Annotated in this window: 23 protein-coding genes, 1 pseudogene and 1 riboswitch; of the genes and pseudogenes, 17 read left to right on the top strand and 7 right to left on the bottom strand. The window is 71.9% G+C overall.

Annotated features, from left to right (window positions below; all coding sequences use genetic code 11):
• Positions 1 to 19 precede the first annotated feature (19 nt).
• Positions 20 to 637, bottom strand: coding sequence for a TetR/AcrR family transcriptional regulator (locus ACWCSV_RS24210; RefSeq protein ID WP_451145477.1), 618 nt, complete (start codon positions 635 to 637; stop codon positions 20 to 22).
• 148 nt (positions 638 to 785) lie between these two features.
• Here ACWCSV_RS24210 and ACWCSV_RS24215 point away from each other — a divergent pair, with 148 nt between their 5' ends.
• From ACWCSV_RS24215 to ACWCSV_RS24225, 3 genes are all read left to right on the top strand, one after another.
• Positions 786 to 1,736 carry an SCO6745 family protein gene (locus ACWCSV_RS24215; RefSeq protein WP_451145479.1) on the top strand — a complete coding sequence of 317 codons (951 nt, stop codon included), beginning with the start codon at positions 786 to 788 and terminating at the stop codon, positions 1,734 to 1,736.
• 264 nt (positions 1,737 to 2,000) lie between these two features.
• Complete coding sequence (locus ACWCSV_RS24220) at positions 2,001 to 2,345, top strand: TraR/DksA family transcriptional regulator (RefSeq protein ID WP_451145553.1); 345 nt, start codon at positions 2,001 to 2,003, stop codon at positions 2,343 to 2,345.
• A 250-nt stretch (positions 2,346 to 2,595) separates the two neighbouring features.
• Positions 2,596 to 3,378, top strand: coding sequence for an HNH endonuclease family protein (locus tag ACWCSV_RS24225; RefSeq protein WP_451145481.1), 783 nt, complete (start codon positions 2,596 to 2,598; stop codon positions 3,376 to 3,378).
• 318 nt (positions 3,379 to 3,696) lie between these two features.
• Here the strand turns inward: ACWCSV_RS24225 and ACWCSV_RS24230 are convergent, their stop codons facing one another.
• Positions 3,697 to 4,455 (bottom strand): hypothetical protein, encoded by a 759-nt coding sequence (locus ACWCSV_RS24230; RefSeq protein ID WP_451145483.1) that lies wholly within the window; start codon positions 4,453 to 4,455, stop codon positions 3,697 to 3,699.
• Positions 4,456 to 4,775: 320 nt separating this feature from the next.
• Here ACWCSV_RS24230 and ACWCSV_RS24235 point away from each other — a divergent pair, with 320 nt between their 5' ends.
• The 12 genes from ACWCSV_RS24235 (at position 4,776) to ACWCSV_RS24290 (ending at position 18,880) form a co-directional block, all read left to right on the top strand.
• The gene (locus ACWCSV_RS24235; protein WP_451145485.1) at positions 4,776 to 7,088 is read left to right on the top strand and encodes an N-6 DNA methylase; all 2,313 of its coding nucleotides are present in this window, start codon (positions 4,776 to 4,778) and stop codon (positions 7,086 to 7,088) included.
• A gap of 44 nt (positions 7,089 to 7,132) precedes the next feature.
• Positions 7,133 to 7,852 (top strand): hypothetical protein, encoded by a 720-nt coding sequence (locus tag ACWCSV_RS24240; protein ID WP_451145487.1) that lies wholly within the window; start codon positions 7,133 to 7,135, stop codon positions 7,850 to 7,852.
• Positions 7,849 to 9,411, top strand: coding sequence for a protein kinase domain-containing protein (locus ACWCSV_RS24245; protein ID WP_451145488.1), 1,563 nt, complete (start codon positions 7,849 to 7,851; stop codon positions 9,409 to 9,411). Before ACWCSV_RS24240 ends, ACWCSV_RS24245 begins: the two co-directional genes overlap by 4 nt.
• A gap of 127 nt (positions 9,412 to 9,538) precedes the next feature.
• Complete coding sequence (locus ACWCSV_RS24250; RefSeq protein ID WP_451145490.1) at positions 9,539 to 10,240, top strand: SurA N-terminal domain-containing protein; 702 nt, start codon at positions 9,539 to 9,541, stop codon at positions 10,238 to 10,240.
• A 25-nt stretch (positions 10,241 to 10,265) separates the two neighbouring features.
• On the top strand, positions 10,266 to 11,252 hold the full coding sequence (locus ACWCSV_RS24255) for a nucleoside triphosphate pyrophosphohydrolase (protein WP_451145492.1): 987 nt from the start codon (positions 10,266 to 10,268) through the stop codon (positions 11,250 to 11,252).
• Complete coding sequence (locus ACWCSV_RS24260; protein ID WP_451145494.1) at positions 11,245 to 12,621, top strand: cytochrome P450 family protein; 1,377 nt, start codon at positions 11,245 to 11,247, stop codon at positions 12,619 to 12,621. The genes ACWCSV_RS24255 and ACWCSV_RS24260 overlap by 8 nt, the downstream gene beginning before the upstream one ends.
• Before the next feature lie 106 nt (positions 12,622 to 12,727).
• Complete coding sequence (locus ACWCSV_RS24265) at positions 12,728 to 13,804, top strand: transglycosylase family protein (protein WP_451145496.1); 1,077 nt, start codon at positions 12,728 to 12,730, stop codon at positions 13,802 to 13,804.
• Between the two features lie 289 nt (positions 13,805 to 14,093).
• A riboswitch (cyclic di-AMP (ydaO/yuaA leader) is annotated at positions 14,094 to 14,276 on the top strand.
• A gap of 3 nt (positions 14,277 to 14,279) precedes the next feature.
• Complete coding sequence (locus ACWCSV_RS24270) at positions 14,280 to 15,020, top strand: transglycosylase family protein (RefSeq protein ID WP_451145498.1); 741 nt, start codon at positions 14,280 to 14,282, stop codon at positions 15,018 to 15,020.
• Between the two features lie 350 nt (positions 15,021 to 15,370).
• Positions 15,371 to 16,657, top strand: a complete 1,287-nt coding sequence (gene eno, locus ACWCSV_RS24275; RefSeq protein WP_266708104.1) for a phosphopyruvate hydratase — start codon at positions 15,371 to 15,373, stop codon at positions 16,655 to 16,657.
• 94 nt (positions 16,658 to 16,751) lie between these two features.
• Entirely contained in the window at positions 16,752 to 17,243 is a 492-nt protein-coding gene (locus ACWCSV_RS24280; RefSeq protein ID WP_451145500.1) for an FtsB family cell division protein, read from the top strand.
• Positions 17,244 to 17,372: 129 nt separating this feature from the next.
• Positions 17,373 to 17,918 carry a DUF501 domain-containing protein gene (locus ACWCSV_RS24285; protein WP_451145502.1) on the top strand — a complete coding sequence of 182 codons (546 nt, stop codon included), beginning with the start codon at positions 17,373 to 17,375 and terminating at the stop codon, positions 17,916 to 17,918.
• Positions 17,915 to 18,880, top strand: a complete 966-nt coding sequence (locus tag ACWCSV_RS24290) for a Ppx/GppA phosphatase family protein (protein WP_451145504.1) — start codon at positions 17,915 to 17,917, stop codon at positions 18,878 to 18,880. The genes ACWCSV_RS24285 and ACWCSV_RS24290 overlap by 4 nt, the downstream gene beginning before the upstream one ends.
• Before the next feature lie 54 nt (positions 18,881 to 18,934).
• Here the strand turns inward: ACWCSV_RS24290 and ACWCSV_RS24295 are convergent, their stop codons facing one another.
• The 3 genes from ACWCSV_RS24295 to ACWCSV_RS24305 all read right to left on the bottom strand — a co-directional run bounded on the left by ACWCSV_RS24295 (position 18,935) and on the right by ACWCSV_RS24305 (position 20,501).
• Positions 18,935 to 19,204 carry a type II toxin-antitoxin system RelE family toxin gene (locus ACWCSV_RS24295; protein ID WP_451145506.1) on the bottom strand — a complete coding sequence of 90 codons (270 nt, stop codon included), beginning with the start codon at positions 19,202 to 19,204 and terminating at the stop codon, positions 18,935 to 18,937.
• Positions 19,201 to 19,473, bottom strand: a complete 273-nt coding sequence (locus ACWCSV_RS24300) for a type II toxin-antitoxin system Phd/YefM family antitoxin (protein ID WP_451145508.1) — start codon at positions 19,471 to 19,473, stop codon at positions 19,201 to 19,203. Before ACWCSV_RS24300 ends, ACWCSV_RS24295 begins: the two co-directional genes overlap by 4 nt.
• Before the next feature lie 665 nt (positions 19,474 to 20,138).
• Positions 20,139 to 20,501 (bottom strand): hypothetical protein, encoded by a 363-nt coding sequence (locus ACWCSV_RS24305; protein WP_451145510.1) that lies wholly within the window; start codon positions 20,499 to 20,501, stop codon positions 20,139 to 20,141.
• A gap of 529 nt (positions 20,502 to 21,030) precedes the next feature.
• On the opposite strand from ACWCSV_RS24305, the gene ACWCSV_RS24310 reads away from it, so the two are divergent.
• On the top strand, positions 21,031 to 22,413 hold the full coding sequence (locus ACWCSV_RS24310) for a family 43 glycosylhydrolase (RefSeq protein ID WP_451145512.1): 1,383 nt from the start codon (positions 21,031 to 21,033) through the stop codon (positions 22,411 to 22,413).
• Between the two features lie 253 nt (positions 22,414 to 22,666).
• Here the strand turns inward: ACWCSV_RS24310 and ACWCSV_RS24315 are convergent, their stop codons facing one another.
• Together ACWCSV_RS24315 and ACWCSV_RS24320 are read right to left on the bottom strand one after the other, a co-directional pair.
• The gene (locus ACWCSV_RS24315) at positions 22,667 to 22,792 is read right to left on the bottom strand and encodes a hypothetical protein (RefSeq protein WP_451145514.1); all 126 of its coding nucleotides are present in this window, start codon (positions 22,790 to 22,792) and stop codon (positions 22,667 to 22,669) included.
• 178 nt (positions 22,793 to 22,970) lie between these two features.
• A pseudogene (locus tag ACWCSV_RS24320) lies at positions 22,971 to 23,234 on the bottom strand (type II toxin-antitoxin system Phd/YefM family antitoxin); the annotation flags it as partial.
• Positions 23,235 to 23,798: 564 nt separating this feature from the next.
• On the opposite strand from ACWCSV_RS24320, the gene ACWCSV_RS24325 reads away from it, so the two are divergent.
• Positions 23,799 to 25,184: an NAD(P)/FAD-dependent oxidoreductase gene (locus ACWCSV_RS24325; protein ID WP_266708118.1), complete on the top strand. Its 1,386-nt coding sequence runs from the start codon at positions 23,799 to 23,801 to the stop codon at positions 25,182 to 25,184.
• The last annotated feature ends 25 nt before the right edge of the window (positions 25,185 to 25,209 follow it).

Consider the following 25,209-nt stretch of genomic DNA (forward strand, 5'->3'; position numbering starts at 1 on the left):
CGACGTGGCCCTGCGACCCCTACGGCCCTCCGAACACCCCGTTCGCGACGGACCGGAACGCCTCTTCGGGGTCGCGGCCGCCGAGGAAGTCCGTCAGGTTGTGGCTCAGCACCAGGGAGGCGAAGCCGTGTGCCAGGGACCAGGCGGCCACCCCCGTCCGGCGGGCGTCATCGGCTCCGGGGTGGCCGGTGCCGTCGGGCGCCAGGCCGGCCACGCCCTCGCGGAGCGTGCGGGTGGCGCGTTCGCGGGCGGCGGTCAGGGCGGGGTCGTCGGCGCGGTAGAGGTCGGGCTGGAACATCACCTGGAAGTGCGCGGGGTGGTCGGCGGCGAACCGTACGTACCGGGCGCCCTTCTCCGTGAGGTCGGTGACCTCGGAGAGGGAGTCCGCGAACAGGGTGTACGCCTCCGTGGCCACGGCCGTCAGCAGACCCGCCCGGTCCTTGAAGTGATGCGTGGGGGCGGCGTGCGAGACCCCGGCGCGGCGAGCCAGGTCGCGCAGGCTGAGGGCGGCCGGTCCCTCCGTGGCGATCACCTCCACGGCCGCCGCCAGGATCGTGCGCCGGAGATCTCCGTGGTGGTACGAGGACTGGTCCAGGGACTGGTGCGGGGCCTGGCGCCGGGCCTGTTCGCTGCTCATGTCCGTACCGTACGCCGTATCTAGGCATTGACAAGTTCGGGGGGTGGGTGCAGGGTGGGAATCTAGGCAGTGACTAGATGGCTCGGTCGCGCGGCTTCAACGGCTTGGCGCCTTCACGGCTTCACGGCTTCACGGGGAGATGGAGATCATGGCTGAGGAAACGGTCCAGGGGCGGGGCCAGGGACGGGCGGAGGAGTTGGGGCGCGTCCGGCAGATGTGGCACCTGCTGGAGCCTCTGCACGCCGTCCTGTACTACGCGCCGGAGGCCTTCGAGGAGGCCGCCGCGCTGGGATACGGCATCGAGGAGCGCTGGCCGAGCTACTTCGCCTGGCGGGCCGCGCCGGCCGGAGCGGCCGGAGGTGCCGTCCCCTCGGCGGAATACGTCACCGGGGCCTTCTGCAGCTTCAGCCCCGAGATGGTGCGCGCGTACGTCCCCGGCGTCTGGTCCACCGCCACCCCGGAGGCGGTGCTCGCCGCGAGGGGCGTGGCCGTGGACCGTGCGTACCGGGCGCTGCTCGGGGCCTGGGTCGACGGGCCCGAGGCGGCCGAAGCGGCGGCGCTGGCCCGCCGCGCGGCCGAGGCGGTCACCGCCGCCGAACCGGCCCCCGCCGCCGAACCGGCCGCCCAGGGTCTGCCGCTCGGTGCCGCCAACTCCGCGCTTCCCTGGCCGGACGCCCCGCACCTCGTGCTCTGGCAGGCGGCCACGATCCTGCGCGAGCACCGGGGCGACGGCCACCTCGCCGCGCTGTGGGAGTCCGGTCTCGACCCCGTCGAAGCGCTGGTCTCCTTCGCGGCCGTGGGGGCCGCCCCCGTCGCGGTGTTCGCGAGCCGGGGGTGGAGCGAGCGGGAGTGGAAGGCCGCCCGGGAGCGGCTGACGGCCCGGGGGCTGCTGGCGGGGGACGGTACGGCGACGGAGACCGGGCGGGCGCTCCGTGCGGAGGTGGAGCGGCGCACCGACGAGCGGGCCGCCCGGCCGTGGCGTGCGCTCGGGGAGGCGGACCGGACCCGGCTCGCGGAGTTGCTGGGCACCCCGTGGCTGGAAGTCATCGGTTCCGGGCTGCTGCCCGCCGAGAACACGCTCGGCATCGGGAAGGTCTGAGGGGCGCCGGGCCGCGAAGGAGAGGCCACGGAGACGGGGCCGTGAAGGCGGGGCCGTGAGGACGGGTTCGCGGAGAGGCGGTCGCGGACCGAGCGACGGCGGTCGGAGCGGGGGCCCGGGGCGAGCGGGGGCTGGAATGTGCACCCGGGCCCCCGCGTTCCGTTACATATGGGAAGTATATCCACCCGCGTTCCCCTCCCCGAGCCGGACCCCGCAGGCTCCGGCGACCGGCTCCCGGAGCGTCCCGGGCCGGAGAACGTACGGATGCTGATCGCCGCCGAGCGCGTCTCCACGAGCGAGCAGATCGAGGCGCTCCGGCGCGACTTCGAGGGGATCGTCGAGGCGAACGCCCTGGTCGCCGTCGACGACGAACACGACCCGGAGGGCTCCAGCACCGCGTTCGAGCGGGCCCACGTCGCCGCCCTTCTCGCCCGCGCCGACGCACACCTGGCCGAGCTGGACCGCGCGCTGGAGCGGCTGGACCGCGACGACTACGGCCGGTGCCGGAGCTGCGGCGAGCCGATTCCGGCCGCCCGCCTGGAGGTGCGCCCGGAGGCGACCCTCTGCATCGGCTGCGCGGAGGCGCAGGAGAGCAGCCGTAGGCGCTGAGACGCAGGGGTGCAGCCGTAGGCGCTGAGACGCAGGGGTGCAGCCGTAGGCGCTGAGACGCAGGGGTGCAGCCGTAGACGCGGAGGCGCAGGGGAGCGGCGGTAGGCGCTGAGGCGTACTCCGCAGTCCGGCTGAGAGTCCGTCACGTGAATCCGTGGCCCGAGGACCCACGCGCCATGAATGGCAGCCGACGGGGAAGACGTCCGTAGGATTCCCGGGTTCGGCTCTCTCCCCGTCAGGACGGCTGCCAGTGATATCTCTCCGTACGTACCGCGTGGCTCTGCCCGCCCTGAGCGCCTTCGCCGTACTGGCCCTGGCCGGCTGCGACCCCGACGACCTCGCCGTCCCGGAAGAGACCCCGGGCGCGGGGGCGAACGACGGCGGGCGGTCCACCGAGGGATTCGGCGCGAGCCCGCTGGACAACCCCGACGGTACGAAGCCCGGTCTGGCCCCGCTGACCACCGACGCGGACCGGGCCGAGGCGCGGAAGGTCATCCAGAAGGTACTCACCAAGGGGCGCGGCCCCAAGACCGGTTACGACCGGGACGAGTTCGGCTCCGCGTGGAAGGACACCGTGAACGGCATAGCGCTGGCCCGCAACGGCTGCGACACCCGCAACGACCTGCTCAAGCGGGACGGGCAGCAGGTGCGGTTCCGCAGCGGCTCCGACTGCGTGGTGGCCTCGCTGACGCTCAAGGACCCCTACACCGGTTCGACGATCGCGTGGACCAAGACGAAGGCCACGAAGATCCAGATCGACCATGTGATGCCGCTGTCCTACGACTGGCAGATGGGCGCTTCACGCTGGAGCGACGCCAAGCGCCAGCAGATCGCCAACGACCCGCTCAACCTCATCCCCGTCGACGGCCCCACCAATGGCTCGAAGAGCGACTCCGGCCCCGCCGCCTGGCTGCCGCCGTACAAGCCGATCCGCTGCTCGTACGCGCTCCGCTTCGCCCAGGTCTCACTGAAGTACGAACTGCCGGTGACCACGGCCGACAAGGCGATGATGCTCAAGCAGTGCGGCGCCTGATTCCTGGGCCGCCGGCCTCCACGGGCGCGCGGGCCGGCTCGGTCGAGGACGGGCGCCCCGGGGCCGTCCCCGCGCATCCGGGATCGTCATGGCCGCCCCGCTCCGCCCCGGCCTGCGCGCCGGGCAGCGTCGAGCCCCCCGACTCGACGCTGCCCGGCTCCCCCTTCCCCCAGGCGCACCACCCCCAGGCGCCCCCGACGCCCGGCCCCCCGGTGCCCCCGCCCCACCCCGGCGCCCCCTCCCGCGCCGGGGCGTCATGAGTGGCGCCCCCGCAGCCTCTTCGGCGCCAGCCGCCCCCCAGTCGCCCCCTCGTCGGCCTCAGCTCACGTCCACCATGTCCTCAGCGGCCGGCTTCTCCGCCACGACGGGCTTGTCGAAGTCGGAGAAGGTCATGGTCATCGGCTCGTCGCCGCCCGTGGAGCTGACCTGGAGGAGCTGCGGGTCACTGCCGGTGGAGACCAGGATCGAGTAGGTCTCCTTGCCGTCCTTCTCGCTCAGGCGGAAGGCGGGAGCGCCCGCGTGGGTGGTGGGGCCCACCTTCTTCGCCTCCGTGTCGCCGTCCTCGAACTCCTTGAGGAGTGACTCCAGTTCGCAGAACTCGACCATGTCCTTGGTGTCCGGGTCCGAGGCCTTCTCGGTCATCCAGTGGTCGGCGACCATGTCCACCGCGGCCTGTATGTCCGCCTCGGACTCGCCCTCGGACTGTGCGCGCAGCATGGCCTCGTCGAGCTTCAGGTAGACGGCCTCGCCGATCTTGATGATCGACATCGAGCCCTGGTCGCCCATGCTCATGGAGCCGGTGCACGTCCCGCTGCCGATGCTGGTGGAGAACTGGGCCTTCATGGGGCCGTCGGCCGTCTTCATGTCGAGGGCGAGGTGCAAGGCGGTCGCCTTGCGGATGTTCTTGAGCGCCGCGTTGACGACGTCCGGGCCCGACTTGTCCGCGAAGGGTTCGGCCGTCTTCGTCGCGGACGAGGACGACGAGGCCGCGCCGCCCTCCTCGGCGCCGCAGGCGGCCAGGGTGAGGACGGAGAGGGTGCAGACGGCGGCAGCGGCGGTACGCGCGACTCGGCGCATGGCTGTACTCCAGGAGAAGGAAGAGGCGGAGGGGGCGACGGGAAACGTCGCTCCGGCGCCGTCCGGGCACGCCGGACGACGCCCGGACGGCTCACGGATGACGCCCGGACAGCAACGGAACAACGGGACTTGAGCACCGGCGGCAGTCACCGGTGCGGGCACAGCCCCATCACAGCAGAGCCTGTGAACCGAGTCAACATCGAATTCTGTGAACACTGAACATTCGACTGTGAATCGATCGGTGCGGTGAGCGTCGGTATGCTCGCCTGCACAGCGCGAACGGTGGCGCGAACGGTGACGATTCGGACCAGGGAGAGCAAGTGCCGGAGAACGCCTCTGAGGTGACCGCCGCCGGGATCGCCCGCCTGGCTGGAGTCGGACGGGCCGCCGTCAGCAACTGGCGTAGGCGTCACGCGGACTTCCCCAAGCCGGTCGGCGGTACGGAGGCCAGCCCGGCCTTCGCGCTCGCCGAGGTGGAGGAATGGCTCCGGGGGCAGGGGAAGCTGGTCGAGGTGCCGCTCCGGGAGCGTGTGTGGCAGCAGCTCTCCGGGCATCCGGCCGGTACGGTCGCCGCCCTGATCCACGTCGGCTGCGCCCTGCTGCTCGTGCGCGACCGGCCCACCGCCTGGCTGGAGTTGGCGGCTGTTTCGGACGAGCGTGTCGCCCGCCTGCTGCCCGATGCCCTGGCGCCCGTACTCGACGCCCGGTTCGGGCCGGAGGTGCCGGACCGGCGCGAGGGTGCCGGATCGGCGCCCGGCGCGACCCCCGCCCCGCCCCCCGTCCGGGCCGTCCAGGTGCCCGCGCCCGAGGCGCTGCTGCCGTCCGTGCCGCTGCTGCGCGGGGCTGCCGCGTTGTCGGCCGAGTCCGGGGCGGGGCAGGCCTTCGAGTTCCTGTTCGGCCGCCAACTGGACGCCAATCCACGGCAGTACACCCTCACCCCGCCCGATCTGGCCGCCCTCATGGCCGACCTCGCCGTCCCGGCCGGAGGTTCCGGCCGCCGCCCGTCCCGGAAGACGCCCGCCCCCGCCGTGCTGGATCCCGCGTCCGGGACCGGGGCGCTGCTGCGCGCTGTCGGCCGGCCGGTCGCCCTGTACGCGCAGGAGTCCGACCCCGACCTCGCGGCGCTCACCGCTCTCCGCCTCGCCCTGGGCGCGGGTGGCGGTGCGGCCCCCGAGGCGCCGGAGCTCGCGGTGCGTACCGGCGACACCCTGCGCGCGGACGCCTTCCCGAAGCTGGCGGCCGACGTGGTGCTCTGTCACCCGCCGTTCAACGAACGCAACTGGGGCCACGACGAACTGGCCTACGACCCCCGGTGGGAGTACGGCTATCCGGCTCGTGCCGAGTCCGAACTCGCTTGGGTGCAGCACGCGTTGGCCCGGCTGCGGCCCGGTGGCACCGCCGTCCTGCTGATGCCCCCGGCCGCCGCCTCCCGCCGCTCCGGCCGCCGCATCCGCGCCGACCTGCTGCGCCGGGGCGCGCTGCGGGCCGTCGTCGCGCTGCCCGCCGGGGCCGCCCCGCCGTACGGCGTCCCGCTGCACCTGTGGATCCTGCGCAGGCCGGACCACGGCGTGCAGCCCTCGCCCGCACTCCTTCTCGTGGACACGGCCGAGTCCGCCGACCTGGCGACGGGCGCGACCGGGGCGGCCGGCGGCATCGGCGGGCTTGTCGGCGGCCTTGCCGGAGGTGTCGCGGGAAGCGGCCGCGAACGGATGGACTGGCCGCTCGTCCGGCGTACGGTGCTCGACGCCTGGCACGCCTTCGCCGCCACCGACCCCGGCCCCGGGTCCGAAGCCACCCCCGGCAACGCCCCCGCGCCGGGGCCGAGCCGGGCGGTGCCCGTCATCGAGCTTCTCGACGACGAAGTCGACCTCACCCCCGCCCGCCACCTGCCCCGGCCCGCCACCGGCGGGGGGGTCGCCGAACTGGCCGACGTACGGGACCGGTTGACGGACGGGCTGCGGCTCACCCTCCGGCTGACCCCGCCGCCCGCCGATCTGACCGAGCCCTCGTCCCGGCCGTTCACCACTCTCGGCGAACTCGCCCGCGCGGGCGCCCTCCAGCTCACCACCGGCGGCTCCGGCCACTCCGGCGGCGCCCCTGGCGGCACCCCCGCCTCCGTCCTCACCGAACACGACGTGCTCGGCAACACCCCGCCCAGCGGCCCCCCGGCCGCCGCCGGAGCCGCGTCCGCGAAAGCCCCCGGGGCCACAGGGACCGCCGGGCCCGCCGAGGACGCCGTCGTCCTCCGCACCGGTGACGTCGTCGTACCCGTCCTCGGCGGCGGCTCGGTCGTCCGGGTCGTGGACGAGGCGACCGCCGGGGCCGTGCTCGGCCGCAACCTCCAGCTTCTGCGCCCCGATCCGGCCGTGCTGGACCCCTGGTTCCTCGCCGGCTTCCTGCGCGGCACCGCCAACAACCGCCGCGCCAGCAGCCACGCCTCGACCGCCTCGCGTCTCGACGCCCGGCGCATCCGGCTGCCCCGGCTCCCGCTGGACGAACAGCGGCGGTACGGTGAGCAGTTCCGCGCCCTCGCCGCCTTCGAGGACGCACTGCGCACGGCGGGCCGACTCGGCGGACTGCTGGTCCAGGGCATGTACGACGGGCTCACGGACGGGACGGTCGCCCCGGAGTGAGCTGAGCCACATCCGTTGTGCACAACCGGGGAACGGCTGTCCGCGTGGATGTATACGCTCGCACCACACATCCGCCCATCGCCTCCCGGGAGCGGCACATGCACGGCTACGGCTATCCGCCGGAGCTTCCCTCGGCGCGCCCTTCCTCGACGGCACTGACGGTCCTGCGCGTGGTCTTCGTGGCACTGACCGTGCTGAGTTGCAGCTTTCTTGCCTGGACGGCGATGCTGCGGCTCGCGATCGTGACCCGCCGCCCGCGCGACTGGATACTGCTCGTCCTGTCCCTCGTGCTCACCGCCGGGCTCGTCGCCTACACGGCGACCATTCCCGAGGACCAGGAGGAGCTGACGGACGCCCAGGCATTGTCCTTCCTCGGCTGGGTGCTGGCCCTCATCGTCGCGGTCACCTGGTACTACCTCCAGCAGGACATCCGCCACTTCGGCCCGCACGGTCCCCGCGCCGTCGCGGCCCGCGCGGGGACCGGCCCCGGCTACCCGCCGTCCGGCCCCGCCCCCGGGTACGGCTACCCGAACGTCTCCGGCGCCCACCCGGCCCCGCCCTACGGCGCCCCGCCCGCCCAGCACCTCCCGCAGGGCGGCCCCACCGCGCCCTACCAGCCCTCCCCGCCGCAGCGGCAACTCCCCGTACAACCGCAGCCCACCCCGCCCCCGAAGCGCCCCGGCCCGCCCCAGCGGCTCGACCAGGTACGCGCCGAGCTGGACGAGCTGAGCGACTACCTCCGCAAGGAGGGCGAGGGCCGGTGAGCGGTCGCGTCGTCGCCGGGCGGTACGCACTCGCGGCGATCCTCGGCCAGGGCGGCATGGGCCAGGTCTGGACGGCGTACGACCAGCGGCTCGACCGCCGGGTCGCGGTGAAGCTGCTGCGCCCCGACCGGATGGGCGTGCCCGGCGGCCCGGAGGAGGCCGACGAGCTGCGCCGCAGGTTCGCCCGGGAGTGCCGGGTGACCGCGCAGGTCGACCACCCCGGACTGGTGACCGTCCACGACGCCGGGGGCGACGGCGACGACCTCTTCCTCGTCATGCAGTACGTCGAGGGCTCCGACCTCGCCGACCACCTCGCCGAGCACGACCCCTACCCATGGCCCTGGGCCGTCGCGGTCGCCGCCCAGCTCTGCGCGGTGCTCAGCGCCGTGCACGCGGTGCCGATCGTCCACCGCGACCTCAAGCCCCGCAACGTCATGGTCCGGCCCGACGGCACCGTCACCGTGCTCGACCTCGGCGTCGCCTCCGTACTCGACAACGACACCACACGGCTCACCCACACCGGCTCACCCATCGGCTCCCCGGCCTACATGGCGCCCGAGCAGGCGATGGGCGGGGCGGTCGGGCCGTACACCGACCTGTACGCACTCGGCGTGCTGCTGCACGAGCTGCTCAGCGGGGACGTGCCGTTCTCGGGGTCCACCGCGCTCGGCGTGCTCCACCGCCACCTCTACGAACCGCCGCTGCCGGTCCGGCACCTCCGGGCCGACGTGCCCGAGCAGCTGGAGGCCCTCGTCCTGCGGCTGCTCGCCAAGGACCCACAGGCCCGCCCCGGTTCCGCGCAGGAGGTGTACGAGGCCCTCGCCCCGCTGCTCCCCGCGCGCGGGACACCCGGCGGACCGCTGGACCCGACCCGCCCCTTCCTCCGCCCGCACGCCCCCTGGCCCGACCGGGCGACCGCCCCGGTCCCCGCACCGGCCACCGGCTTCGGCCCGCCGCCCGTACCCGCCGAGCGCCCGGCGTCCGGCCGGGCCGACGTGGCGCGCGCCGTCGACGACGTCAAGCGGCTCCTCGGCGAGGGCCGGATCACGCAGGCCGTCGACATCCTCGGCTCCATCCTGCCGACCGCCGCCGCCGAGCACGGCGAACACTCACCCGTCGTCCGTATCCTCCGCAAGCAGTACGCGGCGACGCTGATGGACGACGGCCAGTACCGCCGCGCCCTGCCCGAACTCCGCCGCCTCGCCGACGACCGCACCGCGGAGGCGGGCCCCGGCGACGCGCAGACCCTCCAGTACCGCTACGACGCCGCCACCTGCCTGGAGCAGCTGGGCGAGACGGCCGCCGCGCTCAACGAGTACCGCGCGGTCCTCCCCTACTACGAGAACGTCTACGGGGCCGTCGCCGGCGACCCCGGCCGAGCCTTCGACATCCGCCACCGCATCGGGCTGCTGCTGCTCGCGGTCGGCGACCACACCGCAGGACGCGCCCAGCTCCAGGCCCTGCTGTACGACACCGAGCGCTCCTACGGCCCGCACCACCCGCTCCCCGCCGAGCTGCGCCGTCAGCTGACCCACCAGCGGGACGTACGCGGCGGCTGACGGCACCACATCCCCAACTCCTCCCGAATCGTTGGTCGAACCAGTGGCCCCCATGGCCACCACTGCCTAACATCGATCACCGCAAGGCTTTGTGCACTGATGCACAAACTCTCATCGGGAGGCTCCTTTGCACCGCCGTCGTCGCACCGCGCTCACCCTCTCCGCCGCGCTCCTGCTCTCCGCACCCGTCCTCACCGCCTGCGGTGGCGAGGCCCACCCCGGCGCCGCCGCGATCGTCGGAGGCCGGCGGATCGAGGTCTCCACCCTCCAGGCCGACGTCGCCGAGGTCCGCGCCGCCCAGGAGAGTTCGCCGCAGTCCGCCCAGCTGGTGAAGGGGTCCGGCCAGCTCCCGCGCGCCGCCCTGCACCGGCTGATCTTCGGCCAGGTCCTCGACCGGGCGGCCGAGGACGCCGGGGTGACCGTCAGCCGCAAGGAGCTCCAGCAGGTGCACCAGGCGGCCGTCGCCCAGTACGGCGGCGAGGACGAGCTGGCCGCGACCCTCCTCCAGGAGCGCTGGATCTCCCCGGAGCAGATCGACGGCGACCTGCGCCAGGAGGTCCAGCTGCCGAAGCTGGCGGCATCGCTCGGCGCGGACCTGCAGACCCAGGAGGGCACCCAGAAGGTGACGGCGGCGCTCACCAAGGCGTCGAAGTCGCTGCACATCGACGTCAACCCGCGCTACGGAGCCTGGGACGACCAGCAGATCCGCCTCGGCACCTACCAGCCGGCCTGGCTCGCCAAGGCCACCGGAACCGACACCGCCGCATCCGGCGGGGACGGTGCCGGAGCGGACGGTTCCGCGCAGCAGGAGACCGTCCCGGCGGGCTGACACACCGCCGGGGTAGGTTCGACGGGTGAACGCTGAAGCACCCGGCCGGGTCGTCCTCCTCACCGCCAGCCACCGAGTCGCACCCGGACTGCTGTCCTGGCCCGCCTGGCAGACGCTGCGCACCGCCGACCGCGTGCTGTGCGGTGCCCCCGGCCACGTGCAGCTGCCGTATCTGCGCGAGGCGGGCGTCACCGTCGAGAACGCCGAGCCGACCGCCGAGGAACTGGTCGACGCCTGCGCCGGCGACCGGACCGTGGTGGTGCTGGTCGGCGGCGAGGGCGACCAGCGGCTCACCGACGGACTCGCACGCCTCGGCGGCTCCGGCCGGGTGCGGATGCCCGACCTCGAGCTGCTCCCCGGCTCGTACGACCTGCCGGGCGCCCGGCTCCTCGACCTCGTCCAGGTCATGGACGTGATCCGGCGGGACTGCCCCTGGACCTTGCGGATGACGCACCGGGGCCTCGCCAAGTACGCCATCGAGGAGACGTACGAACTGGTCGAGGCGATCGAGGACGGCGACCGCGACGAACTCCGCGAGGAGCTCGGGGACGTCCTGCTCCAGGTCGTCTTCCACGCGCGGATCGCCGAGGAGGACGAGGACGCTCCCTTCTCCGTCGACGACGTCGCGGGCGGGCTGGTGGAGAAGCTGATCCGCCGCCACCCGCACATCTTCGGCGACGCCACCGCCGAGACCCCCGACGACGTCCACGCGCACTGGCTGCGTACCAAAGCGGTCGAGAAGCAACGCGACTCGGTCACCGAGGGCATTCCGCTCGGTCAGCCGGCGCTGGCCCTCGCGGCGAAGCTCGGCAGCCGGGTCCGCGGGTCGGACCTGGACGTCACCCCGCCCGCCGGTGACACCCTCGGCTACGAGCTGCTCGCCCTCGCCGTCCGCGCCGAGGCCGAAGGCGTCGACCCCGAAGCCGCGCTGCGCGCGGCGGCCCGCACCTACCGCGACGCGATCCTCGCGGCGGAGGGCGTCAGCACCGCGCCGGACACCGTCGATGAGTGAACGGCCGGTGCACGGAAACCCCGCCGAACCTCAGCGCGAGCCCGCGCCCGAGCCCGGCCGTGAGCCCGGCGGCCCCGCCCCGGCCGGATGCCCCGCGCACCACGCGCCCGCCGCCCCCGAACTCTTCACCTGGGAGTTCGCCACCGATCCGTACCCGGCGTACGCCTGGCTCCGGGAGCACAGCCCGGTGCACCGCACCACGCTGCCCAGCGGAGTCGAAGCCTGGCTGGTCACCCGGTACGCCGACGCGCGGCAGGCGCTCGCCGACAACCGGCTCTCCAAGAACCCGGTCCACCACGCCGGGTCGGCGCACGCCAAGGGGAAGACCGGGATTCCGGGGGAGCGCAAGGCCGAGCTGATGACCCATCTGCTCAACATCGACCCGCCCGACCACACCCGGCTGCGCCGGCTCGTGTCGAAGGCGTTCACCCCGCGCCGGGTCGCGGAGTTCGCGCCCCGCGTACAGGAGCTGACGGACCGGCTCATCGACCGGTTCGTGGCCGGGGGCACCGCCGACCTCATCCACGACTTCGCGTTCCCGCTCCCCATCTATGCCATCTGCGACCTGCTCGGAGTGCCCGAGGAGGACCAGGACGACTTCCGGGACTGGGCCGGGATGATGATCCGCCACGGCGGCGGACCGCGCGGCGGAGTGGCGCGCTCGGTGAAGCGGATGCGCGCCTACCTCGCCGAACTCATCCACCGCAAACGGGAGAACCCGGGCGACGACCTGATCTCCGAACTCATCAGGACCAGCGACCACGGCGAGCACCTCACGGAGAACGAGGCCGCCGCCATGGCCTTCATCCTTCTCTTCGCCGGCTTCGAAACCACCGTCAACCTCATCGGCAACGGCACCTACTCCCTGCTCCGCAACCCCGGGGAACGCGCCCGGCTGGAAGCGTCCTTGGCGGCGGGGGAGGAGGGGCTGCTCGCCACCGGCATCGAGGAGCTGCTCCGCTTCGACGGCCCGGTGGAGCTCGCCACCTGGCGGTACGCCACCGAACCGCTGACCGTCGGCGGCGAGGAGATCGCGGCCGGCGACCCCGTCCTCGTGGTGCTCGCGGCGGCCGACCGCGACCCCGCGCGCTTCGAGGACCCCGACACGCTCGACCTCGCTCGCCGTGACAATCAGCACCTCGGCTACGGCCACGGCATCCACTACTGCGTAGGTGCGCCGCTCGCCCGGCTGGAGGGCCGGACCGCCCTCGCGACCCTGCTGAGACGTCTTCCTGACCTGCGTCTTGCGGGAGAAACCACCGATTTGCGGTGGCGCGGAGGGCTCATCATGCGTGGACTGCGCACCCTTCCGGTGGAGTTCACACCGGGACCGGCGCTCGGCGGAAGTGACGCTCCGTCAACACTGTGATGTTCACGTGATCTGCGAGGCATCGACTTGTGACACACGTTCGAGTCCCGCTAGGTTCACGGTTCGACGCATCAGTTCACCCGTCAGTCACACGGAAGGCACTCCCATGGGCTCCGCGAACGGCAGACACCGCCGCCCTCGCCAGGCACCCGCCATCGTCGTCGCAGCCGGCGTGACAGGCTCCGCCCTGGCGATTCCGCTCCTCGCCGCGGGCAGCGCCGGCGCCGCGGACGCGACCACCTGGGACAAGGTCGCCGAATGCGAGAGCGGCGGCACCTGGAGCGCCGACTTCGGCAACGGCTACTACGGCGGACTGCAGCTCTCCCAGGAGACCTGGGCGGCCTACGGCGGTACGGACTACGCGCAGCGCGCGGACCTCGCCAGCCGCACCCAGCAGATAGCCGTGGCGGAGAAGGTGCTCGACGCCAAGGGCCCGCAGGCGTGGCCCGGGTGCGCGGTCATCTCCGGTCTCGCGCCCGTCGGCTCGCTCATCGGCGTGGACCCGGGCTCCGTCTCCGACGCGGGCGCCTCGGCCGGCACGATCCCGGACGCGGACGGCGCACCCGCCTCGGCCGGCACCACGGAGTCGACGGACACCTCGGGCTCGGCCGGTGCCTCCGGCTCGACCGGCTCGACCGGGAGCAGCGCCACGCCGAGCCCCGACGCCTCCGTCACCCCCTCGCCCTCCGGCTCGGCCGTCCCGGGCAGCACCACGCCCGGCAGGAGCGGGGCGAAGGGCGGCGCGTCGGCCGGTACGACGGACGGCGCGACGGACGCGGCGACCGGCGACACCACGACGGGCGGCAAGCACCGCGGGACGCCCGACCCGGACGAGGCCGCCGCCGACGCCTCGCGCGACTCCGGCCGGCACGCCTCGCGCGGCGACAGCGACGCGCGGGACGACACGGCGCTCGCGACGGACGGGACGTACACCGTCCAGTCCGGGGACAACCTCTGGGCGATCGCCGACGCGCAGCACCTGTCGGACGGCTGGACCGAGCTCTACCAGGCCAACGAGGACGTGATCGGCTCCGACCCCGACCTGATCCTGCCCGGCCAGGAGCTCGACCTGACCACGCAGACGGCCACCGGAACGACGTCGACCGCTTCCACGACGACCGCGACCACTTCCGACACGCCGGAGACCGTTCCCGACACGGCGGAGACCGCTCCCGCCAACTGATCAAATTCGGGAAAACCGCCCGAAAAGAGGGGCAGTTAGGGGGCCTATGTCCACTTTTGCGAAAGTGAGACATGGGTCTCTTCGCTGTTTCGGCGTGTCGTGGTCACGGGGGTTCGCGGATGTCCGCTTTGACCTGCGGAAACGGTTATTCAGGCATGGCCAGTAAGGTCTGATTGTCTGATATGTCCATCATTGAATGTGGGGGTTCCCTCTGTTTACGGTCAGAGCCGCTCGCACCGCGGGCCCCGTCGACCGTCACGCCGAATCCTGCCGTCGGTCGAAGGGAACAGACGCGAAAGCGCCGTAGGCAGGAGCGGGGGACCCAGGTAAGCCGCCGGAATCGGACGGCCCGTCGGAAACGGCGGGCGGGCCGGGACCAGCTAGGGGTGAAGCCACACGCAAGGACGTGTGGCCGGGCAACTCATTGGCCCGAACCCGACAGCTCACCTCGTAGGCGTCGGTGAGGAGATCTTCCATGCTGCTGTCCAGCAAGGGTAAGCACCGCCGCTCGTCCAAGGCCGTCCGTGTGGCCACGCTCGCCGGCGTAGCCGGTGCCGCCATCGCCCTTCCGCTGATGGGCGCCACCAACGCCTCCGCCGCCTCCGTCGCCACCTGGGACGCCGTCGCCCAGTGCGAGTCCGGTGGCAACTGGTCCATCAACACCGGCAACGGTTACTACGGTGGCCTCCAGTTCTCGCAGTCCAGCTGGGCCGCCGCCGGCGGTACGAAGTACGCTCCCCGCGCCGACCTGGCCACCAAGGAGCAGCAGATCGCCACCGCCGAGGTGCTCCTCGACCTCCAGGGCCCGAGCGCCTGGTCCTGCGCCGGCGCCGGAAACCTCACCAACGACGGTGTGGACCCGGGCGTCGACACGGGCTCCTCCTCCGCGAGCACCGGCACCTCCGCGAACGCCGGCTCCACCGCGACCGACGACAGCGCCTCCACGGCGACGCCGGACCGCTCCACCGACTCGCAGGCCGCCTCCCGCAGCGAGGAGCGCCCCGCCGCCGAGAAGTCCGAGACCGTCACCACGCCCACCGGTGACAAGGTCGAGAAGGGCGACGGCGAGTACAAGGTCGTCACCGGCGACACCCTCAGCACCATCGCCGAGAAGCAGGGCGTCAAGGGCGGCTGGCAGAAGCTGTTCAAGCTGAACCACGACATCGTCGACGACGCCGACCTCATCTTCCCGGGTCAGCAGCTCCACCTGAAGTAGTCACGAACCTCTCCTCCCCGGAACGGGGGTGTCCGGCGGCACCCCTTTCCCACTCCCTGGCCCGGCGCGCACTCCCCCCGCACGCCGGGCCAGGGCCTTTTCCCGGAGCACCCCGGCCCCGGGGGGAGGGGAAGCCGGCCCTCGAAGAGGAGAAGGAGGAGCCTCCTTCCCCGGCCGTACGGCAGACCGCCGGACGCCGTATCGCCACACGTTATGTTCCGTACGGAAACAATGTGTAGGCTCGCCGTGTCACTGGACGGACGGTCGGCTGGCCGATGTCCTGTGTCCGGTTAGGCTCTAGTCGCAAGGCTCAAGAGCCCCGCACAGTCAGCGTCACATCCCAGAAGGAGATGCTCGTGCCGTCCATCGACGTCGTCGTAGCCCGGGAAATCCTCGACTCGCGGGGTAACCCCACGGTCGAGGTCGAAGTTGGTCTCGACGACGGCAGCACGGGCCGTGCTGCCGTTCCGTCCGGCGCATCCACCGGCGCGTTCGAGGCCGTCGAGCTTCGCGACGGTGACCCCAAGCGTTACCTGGGCAAGGGTGTCGAGAAGGCCGTCCTCGCCGTCATCGAGCAGATCGGCCCGGAGCTCGTCGGCTACGACGCCACCGAGCAGCGCCTGATCGACCAGGCGATGTGCGACCTGGACGCCACGGAGAACAAGGGCTCGCTCGGCGCCAACGCCATCCTCGGCGTCTCGCTCGCCGTGGCCCACGCCGCCTCCGAGGCTGCCGACCTCCCGCTCTTCCGCTACCTCGGCGGCCCGAACGCGCACCTGCTGCCCGTTCCGATGATGAACATCCTGAACGGTGGGTCGCACGCCGACTCCAACGTCGACATCCAGGAGTTCATGATCGCCCCGATCGGCGCGGAGTCCTTCTCCGAGGCCCTTCGCTGGGGTGCCGAGACCTACCACACGCTGAAGAAGGTCCTGAAGACCAAGGGCCTCTCCACCGGCCTCGGCGACGAGGGCGGCTTCGCCCCGAACCTCGAGTCCAACCGCGCCGCCCTCGACCTCATCGTCGAGGCCATCAAGGAGGCCGGCTTCGTCCCCGGCCGCGACATCGCGCTCGCGCTCGACGTCGCCGCGTCCGAGTTCTACAAGGACGGCAAGTACGAGTTCGAGGGCAAGTCCCGCTCGGCCGCCGAGATGACCGAGTACTACGAGGAGCTCGTCTCCGCGTACCCGCTGGTCTCCATCGAGGACCCGCTGTACGAGGACGACTGGGCCGGCTGGAAGGTCATCACCGACAAGCTCGGCACCAAGGTGCAGATCGTCGGCGACGACCTCTTCGTGACCAACCCCGAGCGCCTCGCCCGCGGCATCGAGGAGGGCTCGGCCAACGCCCTGCTCGTCAAGGTCAACCAGATCGGTTCGCTGACCGAGACCCTCGACGCCGTCGAGCTCGCCCAGCGCAACGGCTTCAAGTGCATGATGTCCCACCGTTCCGGTGAGACCGAGGACGTCACCATCGCCGACCTCGCGGTCGCCGTGAACTGCGGCCAGATCAAGACCGGCGCCCCGGCCCGCTCGGACCGCGTCGCCAAGTACAACCAGCTGCTGCGCATCGAGGAGATCCTCGACGACGCCGCCGTGTACGCCGGCCGCTCCGCGTTCCCCCGCTTCAAGGGCTGATCCACTGCCCGTGAGGGCACCAGCCTCCGTCCGTCCCCGCACTCGGTCCCGTACCGTGTGCGGGGACGGACGTGCGTGACGGGGAGGCATGAACATGGCCGTGAAGGACCGCGACCGGTTCTCCACCGCGACCAGGCTGCGGCTGCTCGGCGAGCAGACGGCGGCCCGCGTCTACCGCTCCCAGAACCGCCGCCAGGCCCACCGCTCCCGGCTCACCGGCCGCGCCGCGTTCCTGGCGCTCATCGTCTGCACCCTGATCGTGGCGCTGGCGTACCCCATGCGGCAGTACGTCTCCCAGCGCGAGGAGATCGCCGACCAGGAGCGGACGCTCCAGGACGCCGGGAAGCGCGCCGAGGAGCTGCGGGACGAGAAGGCCCGCCTCCAGGACGACGCGTACATCCGCCGGCTCGCCCGCGAACACCTCCACTACGTGCTCCCCGGCGAGACCGGCTACACCGTCGTCGACCCCGACGCGGCGGGCGACGACCGGGGCGAACCCGGCGCCGGCGGCCGGCCCTGGCACTCCAACCTCTGGGACGGCGTGGACACCGCGGACGGCTCCGGCAGCGACTCCGACGGCGGCTGAGCCCCGCCCCGCCCGGCCGGGCGCACCCGTCCGCCAGGCACACTGGTCCGAGCAAGAACCGCGCCTTCCGGCGCACCCCGCGGCGCACCGCACCCCACGGCAGCACCTCCGAGCAGAACCAAGGCAGGCATGGACACGCCCCCTCCGCAGACCGAATCCACTCCGCCCACCGACGCGGACATCGCCGCGTTCGAGCAGCAGCTCGGACGGCCGCCGCGCGGGCTGCGTGCCATCGCGCACCGCTGCCCCTGCGGCAACCCGGACGTGGTGGAGACCCAGCCCCGTCTCGAGGACGGCACGCCGTTCCCGACGACGTTCTACCTGACGTGCCCGCGTGCCGCCTCCGCGATCGGCACGCTGGAGGCGAACGGCGTCATGAAGGAGATGACCGAGCGCCTGGGCACCGATCCGGAGCTCGCCGCCTCCTACCGCGCCGCGCACGAGGACTACATCGCCCGCCGCGACGCCATCGAGGTGCTGGAGGGCTTCCCCAGCGCCGGCGGCATGCCGGACCGGGTGAAGTGCCTGCACGTCCTCGTCGGCCACTCGCTGGCCGCGGGCCCCGGCGTGAACCCGCTCGGCGACGAGGCCCTCGCCATGCTCCCCGAGTGGTGGGCCAAGGGCCCCTGCGTGACGCCGTGCACGCCCGAGAAGCCGGCCGGGGAGTCCGCGTGACCACCACCCGCGTCGCGGCCGTCGACTGCGGCACCAACTCCATCCGGCTGCTCGTCGCCGACATCGATCCCGCCACCGGTGCCTTCACCGAGCTGGACCGCCGGATGCGGATCGTCCGCCTCGGCCAGGACGTCGACCGCACCGGCCGCCTCGCGCCCGAGGCCCTGGAGCGTACGTTCGCCGCCTGCCGCGAGTACGCCGGGGCCATCGAGGAGCTGGGCGCCGAGACGATCCGGTTCGTCGCCACCTCCGCCTCCCGTGACGCCGAGAACAGCGCCGACTTCGTCCGCGGCGTCCACGAGATCCTCGGCGTCGAGCCCGAGGTGATCACCGGCGACCAGGAGGCCCAGCTCTCCTTCGACGGCGCCACCAAGGAACTCCACGGCAACAGCGGCCACGGCTTCGCCTCCCCGTACCTCGTGGTGGACATCGGCGGCGGCTCCACCGAGTTCGTCCTCGGCGACGAGACGGTCCGCGCCGCCCGCTCGGTCGACATCGGCTGCGTCCGCATGACGGAGCGCCACCTCGTCCAGGACGGCGCGAAGATCGACCCACCGACCGAGGCCCGGATCGCCGCGATCCGCGCCGACATCGACGCGGCCCTCGACCTCGCCGCCGAGACCGTCCCGCTCACCGAGGCCACCACCCTCGTCGGCCTCGCCGGTACGGTCACCACGATCGCGGCCATCGCGCTGGACCTGAAGGAGTACGACTCCGAGGCCATCCACCACTCCCGCATCTCCCTCGCCCGCGTGGAGGAGATCACCACCCGTCTGCTCGCCTCCACCCACGCCGACCGCGCCGCGATCCCCGCGATGCACCCCGGCCGGGTCGACGTCATCGCTTCCGGCGCCCTGATCCTCCAGGCCCTGATGCGCAGGACGGGGGCCCGGGAGATCGTGGTCAGCGAGCACGACATTCTGGACGGGATCGCGTTCTCGGCGGCGCCGGGCTCCGAGTGATCTGCTGAGCGGCGGCCGGGTTCGGGGCATGGTGCTCCCGGGCCCGGCCGTGTCTCAGATGCTGCGGTAGACGTCGCGCCGGTCGCCGACCTTGACGACGAGGACCACGAGTTCGTCGTTCTCGATCCGGTAGGCGACCCGGTGGTTCCCGACCCGGAGGCGGTAGAGACCTGAGGACCCGACAAGTTTCTTGACGTCGGCGTCTTCGCGGTACGGGTCTTCGCCGAGCGCGGTCAGCGCGGCCAGGATGCGCATGGCGGCAGGCCGGTCGATGGCACGGAGTTGCCGCTGCGCCGTGGCGGTGAACCGGAACGCGTACTTCACGCCGCGCCTTCGGAGCGTTCGGTGAACAGATCGGCCAACAGCTCGGCCATGGTCACGGTCGGGCCGCCCTGGGCCAGGACCGCTTCCGCTTCCCTCGCCAGCAGGACGTCCGCCGCGTCCTCCAGCGCGTAGAAGTCGGAGATCGGGACCACAGCGGCAACGGGCTCCCCGTTGCGTGTGATCACCGTGGGCGTGCCCTCCTCGGCGCGATTGATGTGGTCCGCAAGGTGGGCGCGGGCTTCTCGCACGGTCGCGGTCGTCTCAGCCATGAGAAAAGTGTACGCGTAACCGTGTACACACGCCGAGTCGAGCGAAGCGCACTTTGGGAGCGATGCTCGACGGGATCGCGTTCTCGGCGGCCTGAGGCCGGTCTCGTAGGCATCTCGTACGCACGCGGAAGCGGCTTACCCCGGGCTGGGGGTGGGCCGCTCGTGCGTGGGGGACCGGCCGGCCCTGCTCCGCCGCCGTGTGACAAGGGCAGGCGGGTTGGTACGACAGTGGTCGCCCGGCAGTGATTCGGGATTTCTCCGGTCATGCCGCGACGTCAGGAGGGCGCCACGGGCCGAATCCGAACTGGAGGAAGGATGGGGTAGTTGCGCACGAGTTGCGGAGCGATCCGTTCGGTCGTCTTCAGTTCGGCGAGCGACTTGTCACTGTTTCCGTCCCACGGCCAGGGGTGCGGGCCAGGTCCACACGGATCGACATGCTCACTTCAGACCGTGCCCCGGGGCCGGTCGGGGAAGAGGTCCGCCGCCAGTTCGGCCGTGGTCACGGTCGGGCCTCCTCGGGCCAGTACTGCTTCCGCACCCCGGGCCGGCAGCGCGTCGGCCGCGGTTTCCAGTGCTTCGCCGGAGGGGGTCGGGCCGGGAGGGACCGCCGACGTACGGCCGGCACCTCTGGGCCCCGAGCGGTGGAGGGGCGTTCGGCGGACGTGTCACCCCAGAGGGCTCTTCCTCATGCGCCGGTAGTAGCGAATGACCCAGACTATGTCGAACAGGCCCCGCACGTATGGGCTGCCGCGCTTCATCAGCGGGGGCATGCCCTTGTCTTCTCGTTCCGTGAAGTCGTTCGTCATCTCCTGCCGCCAACTGTCGATCGTGAAACCAAGAATGACGACGGAGACGAAGACGGCCGGAGCGGCGCCTTGGGGCGAGACCACCAATCCGGCGGCAGTTGCGACAACCGCCGCGCAGATTGAAATCGCGGATATCGCCTTGTGTCCGCGACACCACAGGAAGATGGCTGCACAGAGGGCCGCGCTGCCGGCGCAGGCGGGAGCCAGAGCGAAGAGAGTCACCAGGGTCCTCCGTGTCGTCCTTGTGGCCATCATTGTTTCGCGCTGCTCCGATGTCGCCGGCCACGACGAAGGGGCATGACACGTATCTACTGAAGCGACGCCGCGCAAGACGTCGTTGGCGTGGCCGCGTCCCGCCACGGGATCCGCCGCGAGCCGGGGTGCGCGGCGGGCCGTGAGCCGGGTCACGGCCCCGGGCATCCGGATTAAATAGGCGACCCCTTGACGTAGATCATCGGGGCTTCCCATGCTGGCAGCATGCCATCCGAGGTCAGTCCGCCGACTCGCTCCGAGCGAGGTGCAGCGCTCCGTACCGGCGTGCCGCGTCACGGGTGGACCGGCTGTCCGGGTTCGCGCTGACCTTTCAATTCCCTTACCTGTAGCGGGCGTTTGCTTGCGGCTGTCCATGCCGCGGCATCGTCGCGCCTGTCCGCGTGCCGTGCGCCGGGGCGAACACCCGTCCTCGTAGCCGTACTTGATTCGGGCGCGCGGCGCCCGGCGCCCCGCACCCACGCCGAAGGAGAGCTGACCGATGACCAGCCACGAGAACCGACCGCCCGTCGGCCGCCGGGCCCTGTTGGCCGGTGCCGCCGGACTGGGAGCGGCGGTGACTCTGCCCGTACAGGCGGCGCACGCCGAACCCGCCACACAAGCCGCACCGGCTGTCCGTCCCGCCGCGTCCGCGAAGCCCGCGCCTGAGGTGTCCGGTGGCCGACCGCGCGGCCGGTACCCCGCGAACTGGCCCGACCTCGCCGCCTACGGCACCGCCGACACCCGCGAGGACCTCTGGCCGAGGGAGGACAACTCCTTTGTCCTGCCAATGGAGTTGCGCCCGCGCGACGAGGTGCTCGGGCGGGTCTGGATGCGTGACACGTACGTCAACTGCTTCGTCGTGGACGGGCGTCCGCTCTACGTCGCCACGGGCACCACGCGGGTGCCGGGCCTCGACATCGCCGGGCCGTGGAACGACGGCATCTTCGTGTGGACGGCGCGCGACCTCAAGGGGCCCTGGAAGCTGGCGGACACGACCGGTGTCCGGCCCGGCGCGGAGAAGGGCAAGGTGTGGTCGCCCGAGTTCGTGGACGAGAACCGTCCCGGCCGCACGGTCGTCGCCCCCTGGCAGGAGTACTGGTACGACGACCGGTTCGGCAAGCGCGGCGAAGCCTGGGCGCCGGAGGTGCACCGCTTCCGCGACACGTGGTACATCGTCGCGTGCATGGGCGACCACTCCAGGAAGGTCGGCTCGTTCCTGCTCGTCAGTGAGGGCGGCGTCGAGGGCCCGTACCGGCTGATCGAGGGCAACCTCGACAAGCCGTTCGGGGACCCCTTCATCGGCGGCCCCGCGTTCATCGCGCCCGGCGCGTACCACCACATCGACGGCAGCCTGTACTCCGAGGGCGACGACGCCTGGCTGGTGCTGCACAACAACCTGTACGCCACGTTCCGCGACGACATGGAGGACATCGTCCCCGCGACGGGCCTCCCGGCCTTCCGCCAGACGCCCTACACGCCCGAGCCGTACCTCGAAGGCGCGTACGTGTTCAAGTACGGCGGCAAGTACTACCTCCTCCAGGTCGCCTGGGACCGGACATCGGTCAACGCCGACGGCACCACCCGCCAGGGCTACGACACCGCCGCTACCGGACGCGTCCAGTACCAGTACGACGCCGTCGCCGCCGTCTCCGACACCTTCGAGGGTCCGTACTCGCAGCGGTGGACCGTCGGCGTCGGCGCCGGCCACAACAACTTCTTCGAGGACCACCGCGGACAGCTGTGGGCGACCTTCTTCCGCAACCCGAACCTCGGCTACTGGTCCAACGCATCCCGCCTCGCCGACGCCGCCGTGCCCGGGGTCGTCCAGGTGGAGTGGACCGGCCCGAAGGGCAACCGGCTGTACGTCCGGCGCCGCGACTGAGGAGGGCGCGGGCGGGGAGGGTGCGGCCGAGGAGGGAGCGCGGTCCGTAAGCCGGAGGCCCCCGCCTGCGGACGGAAGACCCGTGAAAGGCCCCCGTGGGCCGGAGCCTGCGGGGGCCTCGCGTCGGTGAGCTCCGGCTTGACGGCCCATCCCCGGTAGTCCCAGGGGCTGAGGAGACGCGCGCCTGCTCGAGCCAGATGCTTGATGTTGCGGCTCACCAGCGTCCAGTTGTTCGCCAGGGCAGTGGCGGCGATCAGCGCATCGGGCGGATCGATGCCGGTTCCGGCACTTTGAGCCTCCGATGGAGGGCGAGATACGCGAGTGCCTCCCGCTCGCCGACGGAGGCGATCCGGCCCCGGTACCGGCTACGGATGTTCATGAGCGCAAGGTCGAATGCGGTGCGTCGCTCCGAGGCGGGCATCCGCTCGATGGCCGTCCGAGAATGATGTGAATCGCACTCTTACGGACCCTCTGGGCGTGAACACGGACCGCCGCACTCAGCGCATCCCGCCCCCGGACCCACTCTCTGCGCCGTCTCGCCCGTCCCCGTCGCCCTCCTCCGCCGCCCCCGAGTGGTCCCCGAGTACGTCCGTCAGAAGCTCGGCCACCGTCGTGGTGGGGTCGACCCCGGCCAGGACCGCCTCCATGTCGAGGACGTCGGCGGCCTCCTCCAGGGCTTCGAAGTCCGCGATCGGCACCACGGCGGCCACCGGGGTGCCGTCGCGCGTGATCACCGTGGGTTCGCCCTGTTCGGCGTGGTCGATGGGGGCGGCGGGGTCCGCGCAGGCCTCCCGGACCGTCACGGTTCTCCTTGTGGTCATATGTCCAGTGTGTGCGCACCTGGGCCGGGTCCGCGCGTCCGGCTGCCTGCCCGCCCGTCGGCCCGGCCCGTGACCTCGTCCGGGACCCTCCCGGCGCGCAACCTCACCTCACGGAATTCGTGCGCTCACATGCGGCCCAGCCTGCACTTCTGATGCTTCACTGGGGTGTCCCGGTGGGCGGCGAGGGGGCCCGGAGGGGGTGTTCGGGAGGGCGTCGCAGCCACCTTCGTGAACTTCTTCACAAGGAATTCGGTCCGCACGGGCCAAGTTCTTCGCTCGCAGGGGTTCGAATGGGCCTGTGCGTACGTTTTGTGCGCTACGCGCGGGTGTCCCCCGCGTGGCGCGCGCGGGCTGGACGGAGGGGGGCGAAAAGGGCGCCAGGGGCTGTCGTCCTGGGGTCAAGGGCCAGCTCACAGGCGGTGAACAACGTTCGCCAGGAGGCTGTGGTTCCCCTTATGGACCATGACCTGGGTCACGCGGGTCGCGCAGTGTAGCAGAGGGGGCGCCCAACCTTGTGAAGGGGCTCACGAGGTACCCCCCGGGGTGGGGTGGATACTCGATTGCATGAGCACCACGGAGCGTCCCAGGATCCTCGTTGTAGGCGGTGGGTACGTAGGCCTGTACGCAGCTCGACGCATTCTCAAGAAGATGCGCTACGGAGAGGCGACCGTCACGGTCGTCGACCCGCGCTCGTACATGACGTACCAGCCCTTCCTCCCCGAAGCTGCCGCAGGCAGCATCTCGCCTCGGCATGTCGTCGTCCCCTTGCGACGCGTGCTGCCCAAGGCTGAGGTTCTCACCGGTCGTGTGACGACCATCGATCAGGAGCGCAAGGTCGCTACGGTCGCGCCGATCGTCGGCGAGGCCTACGAGCTGCCCTTCGACTACCTCGTCATCGCGATGGGCGCGGTCTCCCGCACCTTCCCGATCCCCGGCCTCGCCGAACAGGGCATCGGTATGAAGGGCATCGAGGAGGCCATCGGCCTGCGCAACCACGTCCTGGAGCAGCTGGACAAGGCTGACTCCACGACCGACGAGGAGATCCGCCGCAAGGCGCTCACCTTCGTCTTCGTCGGCGGCGGCTTCGCCGGTGCGGAGACCGTCGGTGAGGTCGAGGACATGGCCCGGGACGCGGCCAAGTACTACACGAACGTCAAGCGCGAGGACATGCGCTTCGTTCTCGTCGACGCCGCCGACAAGATCCTTCCCGAGGTGGGCCCGAAGCTGGGTGCCTACGGCAAGGAGCACCTGGAGAGCCGTGGCGTGGAGATCTACCTCTCCACCTCCATGGACAGCTGCGTCGACGGCCACGTCGTGCTGAAGAACGGCCTTGAGGTCGACTCCAGCACCATCGTGTGGACCGCCGGCGTGAAGCCGAACCCGGCGCTCTCCCGCTTCGGTCTGCCGCTCGGCCCCCGCGGCCACGTGGACACCAGCGAGAAGCTCCAGGTCCAGGGCACCGACTACATCTGGGCCGCCGGCGACAACGCCCAGGTCCCGGACATGGTCGGCCGCCGCGCCGGCAACCCGAACGCCTGGTGCCCGCCGAACGCCCAGCACGCGCTGCGCCAGGCCAAGGTCCTCGGCGACAACGTGGTCTCCGGCATGCGGGGCTTCCCGCAGAAGGAGTACAGCCACGCCAACAAGGGTGCGGTCGCCGGTCTCGGCCTGCACAAGGGCGTCGCGATGATCGTCATGGGCAAGGTGAAGATCAAGCTCAAGGGCCGTCTCGCCTGGTACATGCACCGTGGCTACCACGGCATGGCGATGCCGACGTTCAACCGTAAGATCCGCGTCTTCGCCGACTGGACCCTCGCGATGTTCCTCAAGCGTGAGGTCGTCTCCCTGGGTGCCATGGAGACGCCGCGCGAGGAGTTCTACGAGGCGGCCAAGCCGGCTCCGGCTCCCGCCGCGGCGAAGCCCGAGGGCGAGAAGGCCAAGGCCTCCTGACCTCGGCGGCGCTCCCGCGAGGGTG

The organism is Streptomyces sp. NPDC001770 (assembly GCF_053596135.1).

Bases quoted from the DNA above. Each gene is read 5' to 3' on its own strand.
- ACWCSV_RS24210 (WP_451145477.1), bottom strand. From the start codon at position 637: ATGAGCAGCGAACAGGCCCGGCGCCAGGCCCCGCACCAGTCCCTGGAC.
- ACWCSV_RS24215 (WP_451145479.1), top strand. From the start codon at position 786: ATGGCTGAGGAAACGGTCCAGGGGCGGGGCCAGGGACGGGCGGAGGAG.
- ACWCSV_RS24220 (WP_451145553.1), top strand. From the start codon at position 2,001: ATGCTGATCGCCGCCGAGCGCGTCTCCACGAGCGAGCAGATCGAGGCG.
- ACWCSV_RS24230 (WP_451145483.1), bottom strand. From the start codon at position 4,455: ATGCGCCGAGTCGCGCGTACCGCCGCTGCCGCCGTCTGCACCCTCTCC.
- ACWCSV_RS24260 (WP_451145494.1), top strand. From the start codon at position 11,245: ATGAGTGAACGGCCGGTGCACGGAAACCCCGCCGAACCTCAGCGCGAG.
- ACWCSV_RS24265 (WP_451145496.1), top strand. From the start codon at position 12,728: ATGGGCTCCGCGAACGGCAGACACCGCCGCCCTCGCCAGGCACCCGCC.
- ACWCSV_RS24270 (WP_451145498.1), top strand. From the start codon at position 14,280: ATGCTGCTGTCCAGCAAGGGTAAGCACCGCCGCTCGTCCAAGGCCGTC.
- eno (WP_266708104.1), top strand. From the start codon at position 15,371: ATGCTCGTGCCGTCCATCGACGTCGTCGTAGCCCGGGAAATCCTCGAC.
- ACWCSV_RS24280 (WP_451145500.1), top strand. From the start codon at position 16,752: ATGGCCGTGAAGGACCGCGACCGGTTCTCCACCGCGACCAGGCTGCGG.
- ACWCSV_RS24285 (WP_451145502.1), top strand. From the start codon at position 17,373: ATGGACACGCCCCCTCCGCAGACCGAATCCACTCCGCCCACCGACGCG.
- ACWCSV_RS24300 (WP_451145508.1), bottom strand. From the start codon at position 19,473: ATGGCTGAGACGACCGCGACCGTGCGAGAAGCCCGCGCCCACCTTGCG.
- ACWCSV_RS24310 (WP_451145512.1), top strand. From the start codon at position 21,031: ATGACCAGCCACGAGAACCGACCGCCCGTCGGCCGCCGGGCCCTGTTG.
- ACWCSV_RS24315 (WP_451145514.1), bottom strand. From the start codon at position 22,792: ATGAACATCCGTAGCCGGTACCGGGGCCGGATCGCCTCCGTCGGCGAG.
- ACWCSV_RS24325 (WP_266708118.1), top strand. From the start codon at position 23,799: ATGAGCACCACGGAGCGTCCCAGGATCCTCGTTGTAGGCGGTGGGTAC.